Origin of the sequence: Pseudomonas sp. B21-036 (assembly GCF_024748925.1) — a bacterium.
Taxonomy (GTDB): domain Bacteria; phylum Pseudomonadota; class Gammaproteobacteria; order Pseudomonadales; family Pseudomonadaceae; genus Aquipseudomonas; species Aquipseudomonas palmensis.
In genome coordinates, this window is the sequence record NZ_CP087178.1 from 1,433,688 (window position 1) to 1,451,625 (window position 17,938).

Annotated in this window: 23 protein-coding genes; 15 read left to right on the forward strand and 8 right to left on the reverse strand. The window is 62.8% G+C overall.

Going from position 1 to position 17,938, the window contains the following annotated elements; translation table 11 throughout:
* Positions 1-8: 8 nt before the first annotated feature.
* The 11 genes from LOY33_RS06395 to recX all read left to right on the forward strand — a co-directional run bounded on the left by LOY33_RS06395 (position 9) and on the right by recX (position 7,776).
* Positions 9-518, forward strand: a complete 510-nt coding sequence (locus tag LOY33_RS06395) for a phage major tail tube protein (RefSeq protein WP_043864278.1) — start codon at positions 9-11, stop codon at positions 516-518.
* A 9-nt stretch (positions 519-527) separates the two neighbouring features.
* Complete coding sequence (locus tag LOY33_RS06400) at positions 528-827, forward strand: phage tail assembly protein (RefSeq protein WP_043864277.1); 300 nt, start codon at positions 528-530, stop codon at positions 825-827.
* Between the two features lie 140 nt (positions 828-967).
* The gene (locus tag LOY33_RS06405; protein ID WP_258662305.1) at positions 968-2,350 is read left to right on the forward strand and encodes a hypothetical protein; all 1,383 of its coding nucleotides are present in this window, start codon (positions 968-970) and stop codon (positions 2,348-2,350) included.
* Positions 2,351-2,359: 9 nt separating this feature from the next.
* The gene (locus LOY33_RS06410) at positions 2,360-3,205 is read left to right on the forward strand and encodes a phage tail protein (protein ID WP_258662307.1); all 846 of its coding nucleotides are present in this window, start codon (positions 2,360-2,362) and stop codon (positions 3,203-3,205) included.
* Positions 3,180-3,386, forward strand: a complete 207-nt coding sequence (locus tag LOY33_RS06415) for a tail protein X (protein WP_078480052.1) — start codon at positions 3,180-3,182, stop codon at positions 3,384-3,386. Before LOY33_RS06410 ends, LOY33_RS06415 begins: the two co-directional genes overlap by 26 nt.
* A 64-nt stretch (positions 3,387-3,450) precedes the next feature.
* Entirely contained in the window at positions 3,451-4,494 is a 1,044-nt protein-coding gene (locus tag LOY33_RS06420) for a phage late control D family protein (protein WP_258662310.1), read from the forward strand.
* A gap of 26 nt (positions 4,495-4,520) precedes the next feature.
* Positions 4,521-5,072 (forward strand): glycoside hydrolase family 19 protein, encoded by a 552-nt coding sequence (locus tag LOY33_RS06425; RefSeq protein ID WP_258662311.1) that lies wholly within the window; start codon positions 4,521-4,523, stop codon positions 5,070-5,072.
* A complete protein-coding gene (locus LOY33_RS06430; RefSeq protein WP_258662312.1) occupies positions 5,069-5,563 on the forward strand; it encodes a lysis protein in 495 nt (164 codons plus the stop codon). The genes LOY33_RS06425 and LOY33_RS06430 overlap by 4 nt, the downstream gene beginning before the upstream one ends.
* Positions 5,564-5,622: 59 nt before the next feature.
* Positions 5,623-6,105 (forward strand): CinA family protein, encoded by a 483-nt coding sequence (locus tag LOY33_RS06435; protein ID WP_054914980.1) that lies wholly within the window; start codon positions 5,623-5,625, stop codon positions 6,103-6,105.
* A gap of 106 nt (positions 6,106-6,211) precedes the next feature.
* Positions 6,212-7,294 (forward strand): recombinase RecA, encoded by a 1,083-nt coding sequence (gene recA / locus LOY33_RS06440; RefSeq protein ID WP_043864269.1) that lies wholly within the window; start codon positions 6,212-6,214, stop codon positions 7,292-7,294.
* 14 nt (positions 7,295-7,308) lie between these two features.
* Complete coding sequence (recX, locus tag LOY33_RS06445) at positions 7,309-7,776, forward strand: recombination regulator RecX (protein ID WP_043864268.1); 468 nt, start codon at positions 7,309-7,311, stop codon at positions 7,774-7,776.
* A 53-nt stretch (positions 7,777-7,829) separates the two neighbouring features.
* Here the strand turns inward: recX and LOY33_RS06450 are convergent, their stop codons facing one another.
* Positions 7,830-8,948: an LOG family protein gene (locus LOY33_RS06450; protein ID WP_043864267.1), complete on the reverse strand. Its 1,119-nt coding sequence runs from the start codon at positions 8,946-8,948 to the stop codon at positions 7,830-7,832.
* A gap of 345 nt (positions 8,949-9,293) precedes the next feature.
* The gene (locus LOY33_RS06455) at positions 9,294-9,713 is read right to left on the reverse strand and encodes a quorum-sensing-regulated virulence factor family protein (RefSeq protein ID WP_043864266.1); all 420 of its coding nucleotides are present in this window, start codon (positions 9,711-9,713) and stop codon (positions 9,294-9,296) included.
* A 246-nt stretch (positions 9,714-9,959) separates the two neighbouring features.
* On the opposite strand from LOY33_RS06455, the gene LOY33_RS06460 reads away from it, so the two are divergent.
* From LOY33_RS06460 to LOY33_RS06470, 3 genes are all read left to right on the forward strand, one after another.
* Positions 9,960-10,670 carry a tRNA-uridine aminocarboxypropyltransferase gene (locus LOY33_RS06460; RefSeq protein WP_043864265.1) on the forward strand — a complete coding sequence of 237 codons (711 nt, stop codon included), beginning with the start codon at positions 9,960-9,962 and terminating at the stop codon, positions 10,668-10,670.
* A 264-nt stretch (positions 10,671-10,934) separates the two neighbouring features.
* Positions 10,935-11,585: a response regulator transcription factor ErdR gene (gene erdR / locus LOY33_RS06465; protein WP_043864264.1), complete on the forward strand. Its 651-nt coding sequence runs from the start codon at positions 10,935-10,937 to the stop codon at positions 11,583-11,585.
* Between the two features lie 77 nt (positions 11,586-11,662).
* Positions 11,663-12,025 (forward strand): diacylglycerol kinase, encoded by a 363-nt coding sequence (locus LOY33_RS06470; RefSeq protein WP_054914977.1) that lies wholly within the window; start codon positions 11,663-11,665, stop codon positions 12,023-12,025.
* Here the strand turns inward: LOY33_RS06470 and LOY33_RS06475 are convergent.
* The gene (locus tag LOY33_RS06475; protein WP_043864262.1) at positions 12,022-12,948 is read right to left on the reverse strand and encodes a LysR family transcriptional regulator; all 927 of its coding nucleotides are present in this window, start codon (positions 12,946-12,948) and stop codon (positions 12,022-12,024) included. The genes LOY33_RS06470 and LOY33_RS06475 overlap by 4 nt on opposite strands.
* A 121-nt stretch (positions 12,949-13,069) precedes the next feature.
* On the opposite strand from LOY33_RS06475, the gene fpr reads away from it, so the two are divergent.
* Positions 13,070-13,849 carry a ferredoxin-NADP reductase gene (gene fpr, locus LOY33_RS06480; RefSeq protein ID WP_043864261.1) on the forward strand — a complete coding sequence of 260 codons (780 nt, stop codon included), beginning with the start codon at positions 13,070-13,072 and terminating at the stop codon, positions 13,847-13,849.
* Between the two features lie 111 nt (positions 13,850-13,960).
* On the opposite strand, the gene tsaA is transcribed toward fpr, so the two are convergent.
* From tsaA to rimO, 5 genes are all read right to left on the reverse strand, one after another.
* Positions 13,961-14,656: a tRNA (N6-threonylcarbamoyladenosine(37)-N6)-methyltransferase TrmO gene (gene tsaA / locus LOY33_RS06485; protein ID WP_258662867.1), complete on the reverse strand. Its 696-nt coding sequence runs from the start codon at positions 14,654-14,656 to the stop codon at positions 13,961-13,963.
* 7 nt (positions 14,657-14,663) lie between these two features.
* Positions 14,664-15,125: a DUF1456 family protein gene (locus tag LOY33_RS06490; protein ID WP_043864260.1), complete on the reverse strand. Its 462-nt coding sequence runs from the start codon at positions 15,123-15,125 to the stop codon at positions 14,664-14,666.
* Between the two features lie 41 nt (positions 15,126-15,166).
* On the reverse strand, positions 15,167-15,877 hold the full coding sequence (locus LOY33_RS06495) for an rRNA pseudouridine synthase (protein WP_258662321.1): 711 nt from the start codon (positions 15,875-15,877) through the stop codon (positions 15,167-15,169).
* A gap of 130 nt (positions 15,878-16,007) precedes the next feature.
* Positions 16,008-16,475, reverse strand: coding sequence for an acetyltransferase (locus tag LOY33_RS06500; RefSeq protein WP_054914976.1), 468 nt, complete (start codon positions 16,473-16,475; stop codon positions 16,008-16,010).
* An 89-nt stretch (positions 16,476-16,564) separates the two neighbouring features.
* On the reverse strand, positions 16,565-17,902 hold the full coding sequence (gene rimO / locus LOY33_RS06505) for a 30S ribosomal protein S12 methylthiotransferase RimO (RefSeq protein WP_058541505.1): 1,338 nt from the start codon (positions 17,900-17,902) through the stop codon (positions 16,565-16,567).
* Positions 17,903-17,938 lie beyond the last annotated feature (36 nt).

The following is a 17,938-nucleotide window of genomic DNA, read 5'->3' on the forward strand; positions in this document are numbered from 1 at the left end:
CACTAGCAATGGCAATGATTCCCGAAACCCTGGCGAACCTGAACCTGTTCGTCGATGGCACCAGCTTCCAGGGCGATGTCACCAGCCTGACCCTGCCCAAGCTCACCCTGAAAATGGAAGAGCACCGGGTGGGCGGCATGGATATGCCCATCGAGATGGACATGGGCATGGAGAAGCAGGAAGCCGGCTTCACCACTACCGGCGTGCGCCGTGAGTCGCTGAAGTTCTTCGGCCTGGCCGATGGTTCTGCGTTCAACGGCACCTTCCGCGGTGCCTTCAAGGGCCTCAAGGGCGCTGTCACCCCGGTGATCGTGACCCTGCGCGGCGCGCTCAAGGAAGTCGACATGGGCGATTGGAAGGCCGGTGACAAGGCCGAGGTCAAGCACACCGTCGCCGTCACCTACTACAAGCTGGAAGTCGGCGGACGCCTGATCTACGAGATCGACCCCATCGGCATGAAGCGCGTGATCGACGGCGTCGACCAGCTCGCGGCACAACGTTCGGCCCTGGGCCTGTAAGGACTTCTCATGACCCAAGCAAAGATCCCCAGCTGGATGAAGCTGAGCGCCGACGGCGTGGTGGTGGCGCTGACCCGGCCGAGCGAAGCCAATGGCATCAAGGTCGACAGCCTGTCGTTGCGCTCGCCTACGGTACGCGACATTCGTGCGGCTCAGTCGGCCGGCAGCGGCGACGACGAGCAGCGTGAGCTGAACCTGTTCGCCTCCCTCGCCGAGGTGGGCATCAAGGACCTGGAGGGCCTCGCGCTCAAGGACTATGGCCGCCTGCAGGCGGGCTATTTTCGCCTGGTGCAAGACGACGAGCTTTGACCCCTCCCTTCAGAAGGTGGCCGCCAGGCGGCTTGCCCGTGAGCTGAATTTTTCTGCCACCGAGATCATGACCATGTCGTTCAACGACATGGTCTGGTGGCTCACGGAGTGAGCCGGTTTTGCACGCACAGGGGGACCGTATGGCAAACGCGTTAGCGTTGAAACTGGTTATCGGCGCCTCGGTCAGTTCGACGATCGGCGCATCATTCAAGCTGCTTGAGGCGCGGATCCGGCAACTCAGGCAATTGAGCAGCGAAGGCAAGGGCGACCTGTACCCGCTCGGGCACGAGACGCAGGGCAACGGGATGCTCGACAGCGCTCCTGGTGATCCGCCAGGCGCGAGAACTCAAGCAAAGACCGGGGGCGTCGTACAGGCTGCTGAAACACAGGGCTCCCGGCACAAGCTGACATTGTTGAAGAGCATCGACGGGCACTTGCAGGTGATCAGTTTCCAGGTCGCCGATGTTGCGCGCCGGCTTTCGCAATCGAAGCCCGCCAGGGTATTCGTAAACATCAGATCGCAAGCGGCACCGCAGGCACCCGCAGGGGCAGCTGCGGCTGCTTCACTGGAGACTGCAGCGCCTGCATCTCTGCCAACCGATGGGACACCTGCGGCGGGTCGGGTATCCGACCCGCTCAGCAGGAGGATGGCGGGGAGCGATGATACCGGGCCTCCGGCAAAGGGGCCGCAGCCCATAGGTATCATCGCTGTTGCCAGTGATTTCAGGGCAGGGCCACGGAAGGCTGGCGTGCTGGGTGGCGACGCTCCCAAAGGCGCAAGGGCGCCGCAACGCGTGTTTGTCGTCAATGCCCAGGACTTTTGCTGCGGCGCGATAACTTCGAGAAGGGGTAGAGGGGGAAGAAAGAACAGCCCCTCCAGGCGCCGACCTTCATCTGCTCCGGTTGGGCGCTGGGAAAGCATCAAAGGTTACCTCGGCAAGGCTGTTCCGGCGATCAAGGCCGCTCGAGCGCCCGCAGCCGTCGAGGCCATCTACAAGTTCGGCAAGACCTTCCTCACTGCAGAAACCACCGAGCAGAAGGCCGAGGGATATGGTGGGGCAGTGGGCGGTTTTGGTGGCGCACTGGCCGGGGCTGCGCTGGGCGCTTTCGTTCCTGTCATCGGTCCTGCGATCGGTTCGGTGATCGGGGGTATTGTGTTCAGCGAGTGGGGCTCCTCGTTAGCCAAGAAGTGGTTTGCAGACGACGATGCTGCCAAGCCTCCTGCTGGCGAACCCACTCACTTGTCCAAGTCGTTGGGCGATGTCGCTCGTTCGATGAATCCCGGCGCTGGCGAGCCGATGACAATTCTGTCGTTGCCTCCTGCGCCACCTTCGATCAGCCCTGCGCCGCAGCCGATTGCCCAACAGATCACCTTCGCCCCGAACATGCCCATCACCGTGCAGGGCAGTGTCACCGACCCGGCCCAGTTGGCGATGAACATCGAGCCGATCATTCGACGTCAGTTCCTCGAACTGACCCGTCAGGCTTCGATGCGGCAACTGGCCGACCCCACATTTGTATAAGGAGCTGCCATGACCTACATGGACCAGTTGCACTCGGCCCTGCGGGCGCTGATCGCAGCGGGGGAGGCGGGCCGGCGCAGTGCCGACGAGATGCTGGAGCCCATGACCGGCGCCATCAGCGATATCGCCGAAGCCGCTGCCGCGCTCGAGGACATCCCCTACGTCGGGCCGCTGATCGGCGCCAGGCTGCAACGCACGATGCGCGCCATCAACCGGGCGCAGCAGGGCGTCGACAAGGTGCTGGGCCGTTACAGCCGCGCCGTGGCCAAGGTTGCGCTGGTGCAGGAGCGCATCGTCATCTTCGAGCAGAAGGCGGCCAAGGCTGCCGCAGCCATCAACAAGGTGGCGGGTCGCATCAGCCCGTCGCTGGGCACGTTGCTGCCCACCGGCAGTTTCGCGCTGTCGGTCACGCCGGCAGCCGAGGTGGTCAAGCCGTTCCCGCACCTGCTCATTCTGCAGTCGTTGCAGGCGCAGGCGCAGCCTTACTACTTCAACCTCGACACCGCGACCTTCGATGAACTGCGTCGCCAGAGCGGCTTTCGCTGGGCGGGCCAGGAGCGCCTGAGCCGCCACCCGGCGCAGCAGGCGGTGGGGCTGGGCGAAGAGCGCATCACCCTCAAGGGCACGATCTTTCCCGGTGCCCAAAGCGGGCTCGGCCAGTTGCAGGCGCTGCGCAGCATCGGTCGGCAATTGCAGCCACTGAGCCTGACCACCGGCTACGGTGAGGTACTGGGCAACTGGTGCCTGACCAGCATCGAGGAGGACCAGAGCAGCCTGGTGGCTGGCGGCATTCCTCGCAAACAAGGCTTTTCATTGGAGTTCGTGAGCTATGGCGACGATCTGCAGAACCTCTGACGGCGACCTGCTCGACAGCCTCTGCCAGCACTATTACGGGCACCTCAACGGCAGCGTCGAAGCGGTACTCGATGCCAACCAGGGCCTGGCCGACCAGGCGCAGCCGTTTGGTGCCGGGGTGCTCATCAGGCTGCCCGCATTGACGCCCGCCCGCCAGGCCCTGGTGCAGTTGTGGGACTGAGCTGGCGCGCCCCCCCTGCCTGCCAGCGCTGCGTGCGCGGGCAGGCCCTTCTGGAGCAGCAACCATGCAACCTGTGTTTCGCATCGTGGCCGATGGCAAGGACATCACCGCGCTGATCAATGATCGCCTGCTGTCGCTGCGTACCACCGACAAGCCGGGCATGGACTCGGACGAGTTCGAACTGCGTATCGACGATCGCGACGGCGAGGTGGCATTGCCGGCACGCGGTGCCTTCATCGAGGTGCATCTGGGCTACGCCGGCCAGGCATTGACCCGCCTGGGGCGCTACGCCGTGGATGAGGTGGAGCTGTCCGGGCCGCCTGACAGCATCGTGATCCGAGGCAAGGCCAGCGACATGCGCGGCAGCGGCAAGACCACCCGCAGCGGCAGTTGGGAGAACGTCACCCTGCAGCAGATCGTGCGCGACATCGCCGCGCGCAATGGCTGGCAGCCAGCGTGCCCGGTGACGCTGCGCATACCGCGCATTGACCAGTTCAACGAGTCGGACTTCAACTTCATCACCCGTCTGGGGCGCCTGTTCGACTGCACCGCCAAGGTAGCGAACGGCGCGCTGCTGGTGATGCCGCGCCAGGCCGGCAAGAGCGCCAGCGGCAAGGCCCTTGGTAACGTCAGGATCAGCCGGGGCGACGTGCGCAGCTGGCAGTTTCGCATGACCGACAAAGGCACCCACAAGGCCGTGCAAGCCCGTCATCTGGACAGCAAGACCGGCCAGCAGAGCGTGGTCGACCTGCCCAACGACGACGCGCCCGACGGCCTGTCGCCTGTGCACACCGACCGCCACCTGTACCCCAACCGTAGCGCTGCCGAGCAGGCCGCCAAGGCCCGCCTGGCGGCGCTCAACCGCAGCACCGCCAGCCTGCGCCTGGAAATGCCGGGCCGCACCGACCTGTTCGTCGAACGCACCCTCGATGCCCAGGGCTTCAAGCCCGGCCTCGATGGCGAGTACCTGATCGAGTCGATCGAGCAGGTGTTCAGCGCGTCCGGGTGGAGCACCACGGTCGAGTGCAATGGCGGCAAGCAAGGCAAGGCCAGGGCCAAGGGCGGGCAGGGTAATGCCGGTCGTTCGCTCAAGGCCGGACAGGCCTGAACCCCTATGCATTTTGGAGAATGATGATGGTCATCACTCAGCAGAACTTGATGCAGATTCTTCCCGGTGCCGGCGCCAATGCCGGCATTTTTTCACCCGCCCTGAACACCGCCATGGCCCGTTGGGAAATCGACAACCCCCGACGCATTGCCGCCTTCCTCGCGCAGATCGGCCACGAGTCGGCCCACCTGCGTTACGTGAAGGAGCTGGGCAGCGATCGCTACCTGTCCCGTTACGACACCGGCGCCCTGGCCCTGCGCCTGGGCAACACGCCGGAGGCGGACGGCGACGGTCAGCGGTACTGCGGCAGGGGGCTGATCCAGGTTACAGGGCGCAACAACTACCGCGCCTGCAGCATGGCGCTGTTTGGCGACGAGCGTCTGCTGGAGTTGCCGCAGTTGCTCGAGCAACCGCGTTGGGCCGCCGAGTCGGCTGCCTGGTTCTGGCACTCGCGCGGGCTTAACGCGCTGGCCGACCGCGGTGAGTTCAACCGCATCACGCGGCATATCAACGGTGGCCTCAATGGCCTGGAGGATCGCCTCAAACTCTGGGCCCGCGCCCGCGAGGTGCTGTGTTGAACCGCTTGCACGCTGGCGTGCTGCTGAGCCTGGCGCTGCTGGCCTGCGCATTGACCTGGCAGCTCCAGGGCTGGCGCCTGGGCCGCCAGCTGGCGCAGCAGCAACAGGCCTGGGCATTCGAACGCCAGCAACTGGCCGAGCGTGCTGCCGCCGAGCTGCAGGGCGAACGCCAGCAACGCCATGTGCTGGAGCGCCAGCTGGACTTGAACGACAATACCCATTATCAGGAGCTTCTCGATGCACAACAGGCTCAGGCACGCTTGCGTGATCGGCTGGCTACTGCTGATCTGCGGTTGTCGGTCCTTCTCGACCGCGACGCCACTCCCGACCTGCCTGCCGCCCCCGGCGCCGGCGGCCTGGATCATGGCGCCCCACGCGCCCGACTTGACCCGGCGCATGCTCGACGAATTATCGCCATCACCGATGCCGGTGACGCCGGACTGATCGCCCTGCGCGCCTGCCAGGGTTACATACGCGCGCTCACACCTTGAGTGTTCAGCCACGCCGATAGCTGGTGTAGGGTAGGCGCCAGACCTTCAAGGAGCCTGCCATGGACCCGATCACCGCACTTTCTGCCCGGCTGGGGGAACACCTGCGCCGTTACAATGCCCAAGTCACCACGGCCGAGTCCTGCACCGGCGGCGGTATCGCCGAGGCCATCACGCGTATTCCTGGCAGTTCGGCCTGGTTCGAAGCGGGCTACGTGACCTACTCCAACGCCCAGAAGACTCGCCAGCTGGGGGTAGACCAGGCACTGTTCCCGCAGGTCGGGGCGGTCAGCCAGGAAGTGGTCGAGGCCATGGTGCGCGGCGCCCAGGCTGCCAGCGGGGCACGCTTTGCCGTGGCGGTCAGCGGCGTGGCAGGGCCCGATGGCGGCTCGCCGGCCAAGCCGGTGGGCACTGTATGGCTGGCCTGGGGCGACGGTGCGCATGTGGCCAGCGAGCGCCGGCACTTCGATGGCGACCGCGATGCGGTGCGCCGACAAACGGTAATCGCCGCCCTAGAGGGCTTGTTACAGCTTGGCGCAGAGTAAATCGCAAATCGGGGGTAGGCGGAAAGAAAACCCTGTGGAATAATACTGGCTACTTATACAGGTGTTGTGGCCGTCAGGCCCTATCGATGATTACGTGAGGACTTCAATGGACGACAACAAGAAGCGTGCCTTGGCTGCGGCCCTGGGTCAGATCGAACGTCAATTCGGTAAAGGCGCGGTCATGCGCATGGGCGATCACGATCGCCAGGCGATTCCGGCAATCTCGACCGGCTCGCTGGGTCTGGACATTGCTCTGGGCATCGGCGGCCTGCCAAAGGGCCGTATCGTCGAAATCTACGGTCCTGAGTCGTCGGGTAAGACCACGCTGACCCTGTCGGTGATCGCCCAGGCACAAAAAGCCGGCGCCACCTGCGCATTCGTCGACGCCGAACACGCCCTCGACCCCGAGTACGCCGGCAAGCTGGGCGTCAATGTCGACGACCTGCTGGTCTCGCAGCCGGACACCGGTGAGCAGGCCCTGGAAATCACCGACATGCTGGTGCGCTCCAACGCTGTCGACGTGATCATCGTCGACTCCGTGGCAGCCCTGGTACCCAAGGCCGAGATCGAAGGCGAAATGGGCGACATGCACGTGGGCCTGCAGGCTCGCCTGATGTCCCAGGCACTGCGCAAGATCACCGGCAACATCAAGAACGCCAACTGCCTGGTGATCTTCATCAACCAGATCCGCATGAAAATCGGCGTGATGTTCGGCAGCCCGGAAACCACCACCGGTGGTAACGCGCTGAAGTTCTACGCTTCGGTACGTCTGGACATCCGCCGTACCGGCGCGGTGAAGGAAGGCGACGAAGTGGTCGGCAGCGAAACCCGCGTCAAAATCGTCAAGAACAAGGTGGCGCCGCCGTTCCGCCAGGCCGAGTTCCAGATTCTGTATGGCAAGGGCATCTACCGCAACGGCGAGATCATCGACCTGGGCGTGCTGCACGGCTTCCTCGAAAAAGCCGGTGCCTGGTACAGCTACCAAGGCAGCAAGATCGGTCAGGGTAAAGCCAACTCCGCCAAGTTCCTGGCAGAGAACCCGGAAATCGCCGCGACCCTCGAGAAGCAGATCCGCGACAAGCTGCTGACCGGTGGTGTTGAAGCTGCAGCTGCTGCGGCTGCTGGTAAAACGGCTGCTGCAGAACCTGAAGATGATCTGGTCGACGCTGACGCCGACGCCAACTTCTGATTTGCAGATAGACCATGTCCGTCGTACTCGATACCCCCGTCGCCGTAAGGCGGACAGCTATGGACCTGCTCGCGCGACGCGAGCATGGTCGTGTCGAGCTGACGCGCAAGTTGCGTCAGCGCGGCGCTGAGCTCGAATTGATCGACCAGGAACTCGACCGTCTGACGGAAGAGGGCCTGCTCAGCGAAGCGCGCTATCTCGAAAGTTTCATCAGTTACCGCTCCCGTTCGGGCTATGGCCCTGCGCGTATCCGTGAAGAGCTCAGTCAGCGCGGTTTGCAGCGTAGTGATATCGAACAGGCCTTGCGTGAGTGCGGCATCGACTGGCAAAGCCTGCTGATCGATGTATGGCAACGCAAGTTTTCCGGGCAACTGCCCTCCGATCCGCGCAGTCGCGCACAGCAAACCCGTTTTCTGGTCTACCGTGGTTTTTCCATGGAGATGGTCGGTCGTGTGCTGAGTGGTCGCAGCCTGGACGATTGAGCGATGGCCGACCCCGAAAGGGGGTAGGCCAGGCATGTTCACGGTGTGGCTGTTCAGGTGACCTTGAGGGGTTCACGTGCCCGTTGCGGGGCTTCATTGTGCTGAGGCTTTGCCCAGTTTTCCGAGCGGTTGATGAAGTCCACCAGCTCGCGCAGGCGGCCCTGATCGCGTCCATTGAAGGCAAAAGCCAGGCGTGACAAGTGGCTGAACTGTGCCTCGTCATGCTCCTCGCCTGCATAGGCGTGCTGATGGAAGTCGCCACTCAGGCGCAGGTCGGCGAAGGACTGCTGGATGTCGAGCAGGGCCGCTTCGCTGAGCGGGTGGTGTGTGCGAATCACGAACTGGTTCTTCAGCCAGCGGCTGGAGTGGTAGTTGCTGTAGAACTGGTTGATTTCCGCTACCGCATCGTCGGCGTTGTTCACCAGGCGCACCAGCTTCAGATCGTTCGGCAGGATGTAGCGATTGCCTTCCAGCTGGCGGGTAATGAAGTCCAGTGCATCCTGCCAGAAGGTCCCCCCCGGTGAGTCGAGCAGTACCACCGGCACCAGCGGACTCTTGCCGGTCTGGATCAGGGTCAGCACTTCCAGGGCCTCGTCCAGGGTGCCGAAACCGCCCGGGCACAGTACCAGCGCGTCAGCTTCCTTGACGAAGAACAGCTTGCGAATGAAAAAGAAGTGGAACGGCAGCAACTTGTCCGTTCCATCCACCGTGGCATTGGCGTGCTGCTCGAAGGGCAGGGTGATGTTGAAGCCCAGGCAGTTGTCGACGCCTGCGCCTTCGTGAGCCGCAGCCATGATGCCGCCCCCGGCCCCGGTGATCACCATCAGGTCCGAGCGCGCCAGGGTCGCACCCAGCTCGCGGGCCAGGGCATACATGGGGTGTTCGACCGGGGTGCGTGCCGAGCCGAACACGGTGACCTTGCGTCGCCCCTTGTACTGGTGCAGCACACGGAAGGCGTGGTCGAGTTCACGCAGTGCCTGCAGGGTGATCTTGGCGCTCCAGCGGTCGCTGTCATCGTGCGCCATGCGCAACACGGTCAGCATCATGTCCCGGTACAGTGGCAGGTTGGGGCTGTTGGGGGCGACCAGGTTGAGCTGTTGTTCGAGGTGGGTCAGGTCGATTGCATTGTTCTTGAAATGGTTGGCTAGCAATTCGTTGGTCTGGTACGGCATTCAACTTCTCCTTTTGCAGCAAAACCTTCGGCCTGGCCGCACATCGGTCAGGCCCCTCTGCTTGTCCGCAAAGTGAAAGGTCCTGGCTATAAATCTAGACCTTGTCGCAGGGTTATGCCGGTGTCGATCGTGGGCTCGCGAGGACGCGGCAGGCAATGGGCTGTGCGTGATGTTCAGGTGGGAGCCGGGCGGACAAGCCGGGCCCGAACTGCGCAGTACAGGCCAACAACCGGGGCCTGAAGTGACAAGGCCTGTAGTGACCGTGCGTAGAGTACGCGTCACATTCAGGCCTTGATCGCTGAGCTGCGCGCCGATGGCGAGCAGCGGCGCAACAGAGGACGCTGGTTACTTCTTCTTCTGCCCGGAAACGCAACTGGCCTTGTTGAACGACTGGTCGATCACCGGGCGGTTGGTCTTGTACTCGGTGAAACGGTAGGTCAGCACGGCACCGCGGTCCATCAACTGGCGAAAGCCGGTGTTACGGCACACGCTGTCTCCCAGTTGGCCGCGCATGACTTCCGGGTTTTGCTGCATTTTTTGTGCATGGCCGGCGCGAACGCTGAGGTGGTTGATCAACTGGTTGCCTTCGACAGTGTAGCCCTGATCGAGGATGTCTTCGTTGATTGCCCGAGGGGTACCCACGCTGCTTTCCTTGGCGACTTCTTGAAGCTTCTGGTTCAGGGCGTACTCTTGCTTGGAGACGGCATGCGCGCCCAACGGCAGGGCAAGCAACAGGCTCAAGGATGGGGCAATGAAACGCAGCATGAATCTCTCCTGGTTCGATAACTGGCGATTTGACCGGTCATTGCGCGCAGTGTTCCGTCACAGGCGCGATGGCAGTACTGGCAGGTCTGTACAGGCTGGAGATTATAAGGGAGTAGCGCGCAACGCTGCACGGCAAATACGGCCAGTGGAGGCGGGCTCTGGTAAACTGCCGGGGTTTTAGTCTCGCTGAGCCTGCGTCGTGCCCTGCCTTTATTGCCATCCCCATTGCCACCGTTGCGCCCTGTCATGAGCCATGCCGTCTCGCGCCTGCGCGCCGAGCGCCTGGCGCGCAGTGTCAAACCCTTCGTCGCGCGCGGCTCGCGTGCGCCACGCTGTCCCGGCTGCCGGGTAATCCCCGAATACTGTCTGTGTGCCTGGCGCCCGCGGGTGCAGGCGCACTCGGGCATTTGCCTGCTCATGCATGACACCGAACCACTCAAGCCTACGAACACGGGCTGGCTGATTGCCGACGTGATCGGTGACACCACGGCGTTTGCCTGGGAACGCAAGGCGGTGGATGCACAGTTGCAGGCGCTGCTCGATGATCCACAGTGGCAGCCCTACATCGTTTTCCCGGGTGAATTCGTGGCGCCGGAGCGAGTGGTCAGCAGCGTCGCCCCAGCGTCGGGCAAGCGCCCGCTGTTCATTCTGCTGGATGCCACGTGGCCCGAAGCCCGCAAGATGTTTCGCAAAAGCCCGTACCTGGAACGGTTCCCGGTGCTCAATCTGCAGCCTGAACAGATCTCGCGCTACACATTGCGCCGCTCGCGGCGCGACGACCATTTCTGTACCGCTGAAGTGGCAGCCATGTGTCTGGAACTGGCCGATGACCAGCAGGCCTCGCAGGCACTGGATGCCTATCTGGACGTATTCAGCACCCATTATCTGGGCGCCAAGAACAGGCTTGTGCTGGATGAAGACGATGCCGTGCACCAAAAACTGCGGCCCTTCCTATAGTTCAAGGGGCAAGTACGCCACTTTGCTTCATAATGTGTGCACTGGCGCCATGGGCTACGAGACAACCACCGGGCTTTGAACTTGACCACCCGGTCCGGGCTCGGCATCCTTGGCGCCGATTCGGGCACGACGAAGGCTTGAATGCTGTTTTCCTGGCCCCGACGTGCCTTTTTGGCTTCCGGCACTGCCGCCCGATGCCCTTGAGCTGCCCCGCCAGGCGCCCCCACGCTGGCTGCGCCTGCACAGAACAGGATCATTAGATCGATGGCCACATACGAAATCCTGATTGCCGATGACCACCCGCTGTTTCGCAGTGCGCTGCGCCAGGCCGTTACCCTGGGCCTTGGTCCGGACGTTCGACTGGTTGAGGTGGCAAGCATCGCCGAACTGGAAACCCGCCTGGCCGAGAAAAACGACTGGGACCTGGTGCTGCTGGACCTGAACATGCCCGGTGCCTATGGTTTCTCGGGGCTGGTGCTGCTGCGCGGTCAGTATCCGCAAATCCCGGTGGTGATGGTCTCGGCCCAGGAAGAGGCGGCCGTGGTGGTAAAGTCCCGAGAATTCGGTGCCAGTGGCTTTATCCCAAAATCCAGCCCGCTGGAGCAGATTCAGGACGCGGTCAAGAAAGTGCTCGATGGCGATGTCTGGTGGCCGCCGCAAGCCTTCGAGAAGATCGATGTGTCCGCTGAAGCCAAGGCCGCCAGCGAGGGCCTGGCCAGCCTTACCCCACAGCAATTCCGCGTGTTGACCATGGTGTGCGAAGGTCTGCTGAACAAGCAGATTGCCTATGAGCTGAGCGTGTCGGAGGCCACCATCAAGGCCCACGTCACCGCGATCTTCCGCAAGCTGGGCGTGCGTACGCGCACCCAGGCCGCGTTGTTGCTGCAACAATTGGAATCGGTTTCAACGAGTTAAGGCCACTGGCCTTCACGCTTTTTTGACTCGGCGTGCACTAGCCTGCATCGCTCCTCATTGGGTTCAAGTGGCTTTCTATGTCGCCTTTCAAGGGCCAGACCGGCCTTAAACGAGTGTTCAACGCCGCCGGCTATTCGTTCGACGGCCTGCGCGCCGCCTTTACCGGCGAAGCGGCGTTTCGTCAGTTGGTGCTGCTCAACGTGGTGCTGATCCCGGTCGCCTTCTGGCTGGATGTAAGCCGTGCCGAACGCGCGATCCTGATCGCGGTGTGCCTGCTGGGGCTGATCGTCGAGCTGCTCAACTCTGCCGTGGAAGCCGCGATCGATCGTATTTCCCTGGACCGCCACCCGTTGTCCAAGAACGCCAAGGACATGGGCAGTGCTGCCCAGTTCGTGGCGTTGAGCATCGTGGCGGTGGTGTGGGCGGTGATTCTGCTCTAGGCAATGTGCGGCAGCACGATTTCGTCGCTGCGTCGTACCCCGGCGGTAAAGTTGCGGCACAACTCCAGAAACTCGCGCATCGCCGAGGTCTGGTACTTCTGCTTGTGCCAGATGAAGTAGAACTGCCGCGCCAGGTCCAGGTCGGGGGTTTCCACCGCCACCAGGCTGCCGCGACGAAACGCATCGCGCAGCGCCAGACGTGAAATGCAGCCGATCCCGAGCCCTGATTCCACCGCGCGCTTGATCGCTTCGGTATGTTCCAGTTCCAGGCGGATGTTGAGTGTCGAGCGATGGTGGCGCATCGCCTGGTCAAAGGTCAGGCGCGTGCCTGAACCCTGCTCGCGCAGAATCCAGGCTTCATGGGTCAGTTCCTCAAGGCTGGCGCGACCCTTGAGCGCCAAGGGGTGCTGCGGCGCGCAGAACACCACCAGTTCGTCCTCGACCCAGGGCTGAACCTCCAGGTCGGGGTGGTTGCAATCGCCTTCTATAAGACCCAGATCAATTTCATAGTGCGCGACCTGATGCACGATATGGGCGGTGTTCTGTACATGCAGTTTGACCTGGCTTTCCGGGTGAACCTGCATGAAGCTGCCGATCAGCAAGGTGGCCAGGTAGTTGCCGATGGTCAGTGTGGCGCCCACTGCCAGAGAGCCGAAGCCGGACTTGCCGTTGAGCAGGTCCTCGATTTCCTTGGCCTGGTCGAGCAGGGCCACGGCCTGGGGCAGCAACTGGTGCCCCAGTGCATTGAGGCTCAGGCGCTTGCCGGCACGATCGAACAGCTGACAGCTGGATTGCCGTTCAAGCTCGGTGATGGAGGTGCTCGCAGCCGACTGCGACAGCGCCAGTATCCCGGCCGCACGGGAGACGCTCTGGTGTTGCGCGACGGCCACGAAGACCTGAAGTTGACGCAGTGTAAATCGCATATCTATATAACCGATAAGACATATCTTGATAATTCATTTAACAGATATTGTCGCTCGCACTAAACTATCGCGCAATCGCGCTCACGGTCAGCGCTGCGTTATTTTTCAGGAGCCCCCGTACATGAGCAACATGAACCACGAACGTGTCCTCAGTGTTCATCACTGGAACGACACCCTGTTCAGCTTCAAGTGCACCCGCGACCCGGGCCTGCGCTTCGAGAACGGTCAGTTCGTGATGATCGGCCTGCAACAGCCTAACGGCCGCCCGCTCATGCGCGCCTATTCGATCGCCAGCCCTAACTGGGAAGAGCATCTGGAGTTCTTTAGCATCAAGGTGCCGGACGGCCCGCTGACCTCGCAGTTGCAGCACCTGAAGGAAGGCGACGAGATCATCATCAGCAAGAAGCCTACCGGCACCCTGGTGCTGGATGACCTGAACCCGGGCAAGCACCTGTACCTGCTGAGCACCGGCACTGGCCTGGCACCGTTCATGAGCGTCATCCAGGACCCGGAAACCTACGAGCGCTTCGAGAAAGTGATCCTGGTCCACGGTGTGCGCTACGTCAACGAAGTGGCCTATCGCGAGTTCATCACCGAGCACCTGCCGCAGAACGAGTTCTTCGGCGAGGCGCTGCGTGAAAAACTGATCTACTACCCCACCGTCACCCGCGAGCCGTTCGAGAATCAGGGTCGCCTGACTGACCTGATGCGCAGCGGCAAACTGTTCAGCGACATCGGCCTGCCGCCGATCAACCCGCAGGACGATCGTGCGATGATCTGCGGTAGCCCGAGCATGCTGGATGAAACCAGCGAAGTCCTGAACAGCTTCGGCCTGAAAGTCTCCGCACGCATGCGCGAGCCAGGTGACTATCTGATCGAGCGTGCGTTCGTCGAGAAGTAAGCAGGCAGTACCAATAAAAAACGCAGACCTTGGTCTGCGTTTTTTTTTGCCCTGGATTTGTGGTGCGGCATTCGCCGGCGCGGCGTTCCTGGGACCTTGCGGGCGCCGGCCCTACGCCTCGCGCACCACCTCCAGCACCCGGATCGTATCCAGCTGAGGGTAGTGCCAGCGTACCTGCACATCCCAGAACCTCACCCCGTACACGCGCTCGACCGGGGGCACCTGATAGGCCGGGCGTGGATCCTGTGCCAGGCATTGTTCTATCAGCTCTACCAATGGCTCTGCGAGACGCAGCGCATGCGCATGGGCCTGCTGCAGTGCCGAGTTGCTCCATTGCACCGTGATCGGCGCAGGCGGGGCGCTGGCCATGTGATTGACCGCCCCGGCTACGCTGTCGGCATAGGGTACATAGGGCTTGATATCGATGACCGGCGTGCCGTCCAGCAGGTCGATGCCCGACAGCAGCAGTCGCCCGGCCTCGACGCCCTCCAGCTTCACCACCGATTGCCCGATGCCGTTTGGCCGGTGGGTGGCGCGGGTGGCGAACACGCCCATCGACGTGTTGCCGCCCAGGCGCGGCGGGCGCACCTTCAGGCGCGGCTTCTCTTCCAGGGCCTGATGAAACAGGAACAGCAGCCACACGTGGCTGACCTGCTCTAGCCCGGCAACCGCTTCCCCCTGATCGAAAGGCGATACCAGCTCCAGCACCCCGCGCGCAGCCGGAGCCAGCTGCGGCTGGCGCGGGATGGCGAATTTCTCCTTGAAGCAGGAGCGCACGTAGCCGACCGGCTCGACACTGTAGGCCATGATCGAATCAGCCACGCACTCGCAGGGTCAGGCCCTTGAGGAAGTTGCGCAGCAACTGGTCGCCACAGGGGCGGTAGTTGCTGTTGCCGACCTTGCGGAACAGGGCGCTGAGTTCAGGCTTGGATACCGAAAAATCCGCCGCCTTGAGAATGGCATGCAGGTCGTCTTCCTTTAGCTCGAAGGCCACCCGCAGTTTTTTCAGGATGATGTTGTTGGTGACCGGCAGTTCGACCGGCAGAGGCGGGCGGCTCTCGTCACGACCACGCTTGAACACCACCAGGCCATCGAGAAAATGCGCGATGACCTCGTCCGGGCAGCGCACGAAGCCTTCTTCCTCGTCTTTTTTCAGGTAGCTGGCAATGTCGGCATCGCTGACGTCAAAACCGTTGATGCGGGTGATCTCTGCCAATTTGGCATCGCTGATATCCAGCATGTAGCGCAGGCTGCGCAGCACATCGTTGTGAATCATTGGACAATCCTGATCAAGTGGCAACGCCCGAGTGGCGAGGCCTAGAATTTTTCTTTGCTGGATAGGTAGCGCCACTGGCCCAGCGGCAGCTTGCTCATGGCCACGCCGCCCAGGCGGATACGGCGCATGCTGACCACGCTGACACCGACACTGCGGCACAGCAGCTCGATCAGCCCCGGCGCCGGGTTTTTCAGCACCATGCGCAGGTGCGTCTCGTTCTGCCAGCTGGCCTTGATGCGGGGCAGTTCCTGGCCCTTCCAGGTGAAACCGCGGTTAAGGCGTTCGAGGCCATGGGCAACCATCTCGCCGCTGACCTCGACCACATACTCCTGCTCCAGCTTGGCCAGGTCCGAGGTGACCTTGCGCACGGCACGCCAGTCCTGGCTGTACACCTGCAGGCCGCTGGCGCCCTGTTGCAGCTCGGCGACGCAGGTCAGCCGGGCAAAGTGGCCCTTGAGCGGGCGATGCCCTTCGGCGTGGGCCTCGGACAAGGTGGCCGGGGTCATGCTCAGGCGAGCGCTTTCGCTGTCCTGGTCGGCGGCCTGGTGCAGCAGCAGGGTTACCGGTTCCAGGGCTTCGGCCTTGGCGCCCGGCAGCAGGGCGACGACCTGGCCGTCGACCTTGAGCTGTGGCTCGTCGACGACGTTGCCGTCAACGGTCACCCAACCGCCTTCGATATAGAGTTCGGCCTCCCGTCGGGAGCAGCCGACCAGTTCGATAAGGCGTTTGGAAAGACGAATGGGTTCAGACATGACGGCGGCCGTGGCACAGGGAAAGGCGCCCATTGTAACCGCCCGGGCGAGCGAAGGCCCGGCTACATTCGTGCCGGGCGGCTATTAATGCCGTGAGGGGATGATTTTCGGATCGGCCTTACAGCGTCCTTCAGCCCGTGCTCGCAGACTGTGTACGACCTAGCCTGAGGTGAAGCAGGGGGTAGGGTTTGCCCATGCCGTCCTTTTCCGAGCGCCCGATGACTTCGAAGCCTTGGCTGGCATAGAAGCCGATGGCCTGGGGATTCTGCTCGTTGACGTCGAGCTCATCGGCGTTCAGCTCATTGATGGCATGCCGCAGCAACTGCTTGCCGATGCCCTGACCGCGATACTGCGGGTCGACGAACAGCATTTCGACACGCCCGGCCGCTACACCGGCAAAGCCGGTGATGCGTTGCTGGCTGTCCTTGCAGCAGATCAGCATCACTGCATCCAGGTACTTGGGCACCAGTTCACGCAGCAGCACGATGTAGCTTTCGGGGAGAAAATCGTGGGTGGCACGTACCGAGGCTTCCCATACCTGCAGCAGGCGAGGGTAGTCGTGGGGGCTAGGGGTTTGCACGGTGGAATGCGCGCGCATCGCAGGGTCTCCTGGGGTGTCCGTACTGGACACGATAGTCCAATAAAAAGCCCCGCCATGATGGCAGGGCTTTTCCAGGCCGCAAAGCGTCAGACAGGCTCGGCCCACAGGTCGTATTCGTCGGCATCGGTGACGACGCACCAGACCTTGTCCCCCGGCTTGAAGCCGTGGTCGCCGTCGATGAACACATTGCCGTCGATCTCCGGGGCGTCGAAGAAGCTGCGGCCCACCGAGCCCTGCTCCTCCACTTCGTCGATCAGCACTTCGATGCGCTTGCCGATGCGCAGTTGCAGGCGTGCGCTGCTGATGGCCTGCTGGTGGGCCATGAAGCGATCCCAGCGGTCCTGCTTGACGTCATCAGGAACCACGGGCAGGTCCAGGTCGTTGGCCGGTGCGCCTTCGACGGGCGAGTACTGGAAGCAGCCGACGCGGTCGAGCTGAGCTTCGGTGAGCCAGTCGAGCAGGTACTGGAAGTCTTCCTCGGTCTCGCCGGGGAAGCCGACGATGAAGGTGGAGCGGATGATCAGCTCCGGGCACTGTTCGCGCCATTTCTTGATGCGTGCCAGGGTCTTGTCTTCGAAGGCAGGGCGCTTCATCGACTTGAGCACCTTGGGGCTGGCGTGCTGGAACGGGATGTCCAGGTACGGCAGCAGCTTGCCGGCGGCCATCAGCGGGATCACGTCATCGACGTTCGGGTACGGGTACACATAGTGCAGGCGCACCCACACGCCCAGGCTGCTGAGCGCTTCGCACAGCTCGAGCATGCGCGTCTTGACCGGCCGGCCGTTCCAGAAGTCGGTCTTGTACTTGACGTCGACGCCGTAGGCGCTGGTGTCCTGGGAGATCACCAGCAGCTCCTTGACGCCGGCCTTGACCAGGCGCTCGGCCTCGCTCAGCACCTCGCCCACCGGGCGGCTGACCAGCTTGCCACGCATCGACGGAATGATGCAGAAGCTGCAGGTGTGGTTGCAGCCTTCGGAAATCTTCAGGTAGGCGTAGTGACGCGGGGTCAGCTTGACACCCTGGGGCGGCACCAGATCGATCAGCGGATTGTGGTCCTGACGTGGTGGCACCACTTCGTGCACGGCGTTGACTACCTGCTCGTACTGCTGCGGCCCGGACACCGACAACACGCTGGGGTGCACGTCGCGAATGTTGTTGGCGTCGACACCCATGCAGCCGGTAACGATGACCTTGCCGTTTTCCTTGATGGCCTCGCCGATCACTTCCAGCGATTCGGCCTTGGCCGAGTCGATGAAGCCACAGGTGTTGACCACCACCACGTCGGCATCCTCGTAGGTGGGCACGACTTCATAGCCTTCCATGCGCAGCTGGGTCAGGATGCGCTCGGAATCGACCAGGGCTTTGGGGCAACCCAGGGAAACGAAGCCGACCTTTGGCGTGGTGGGCGTGGCGGTGGTGGACATGGTTAACCTCGGTGTAGAGGGGCTGCTTGGCACGCG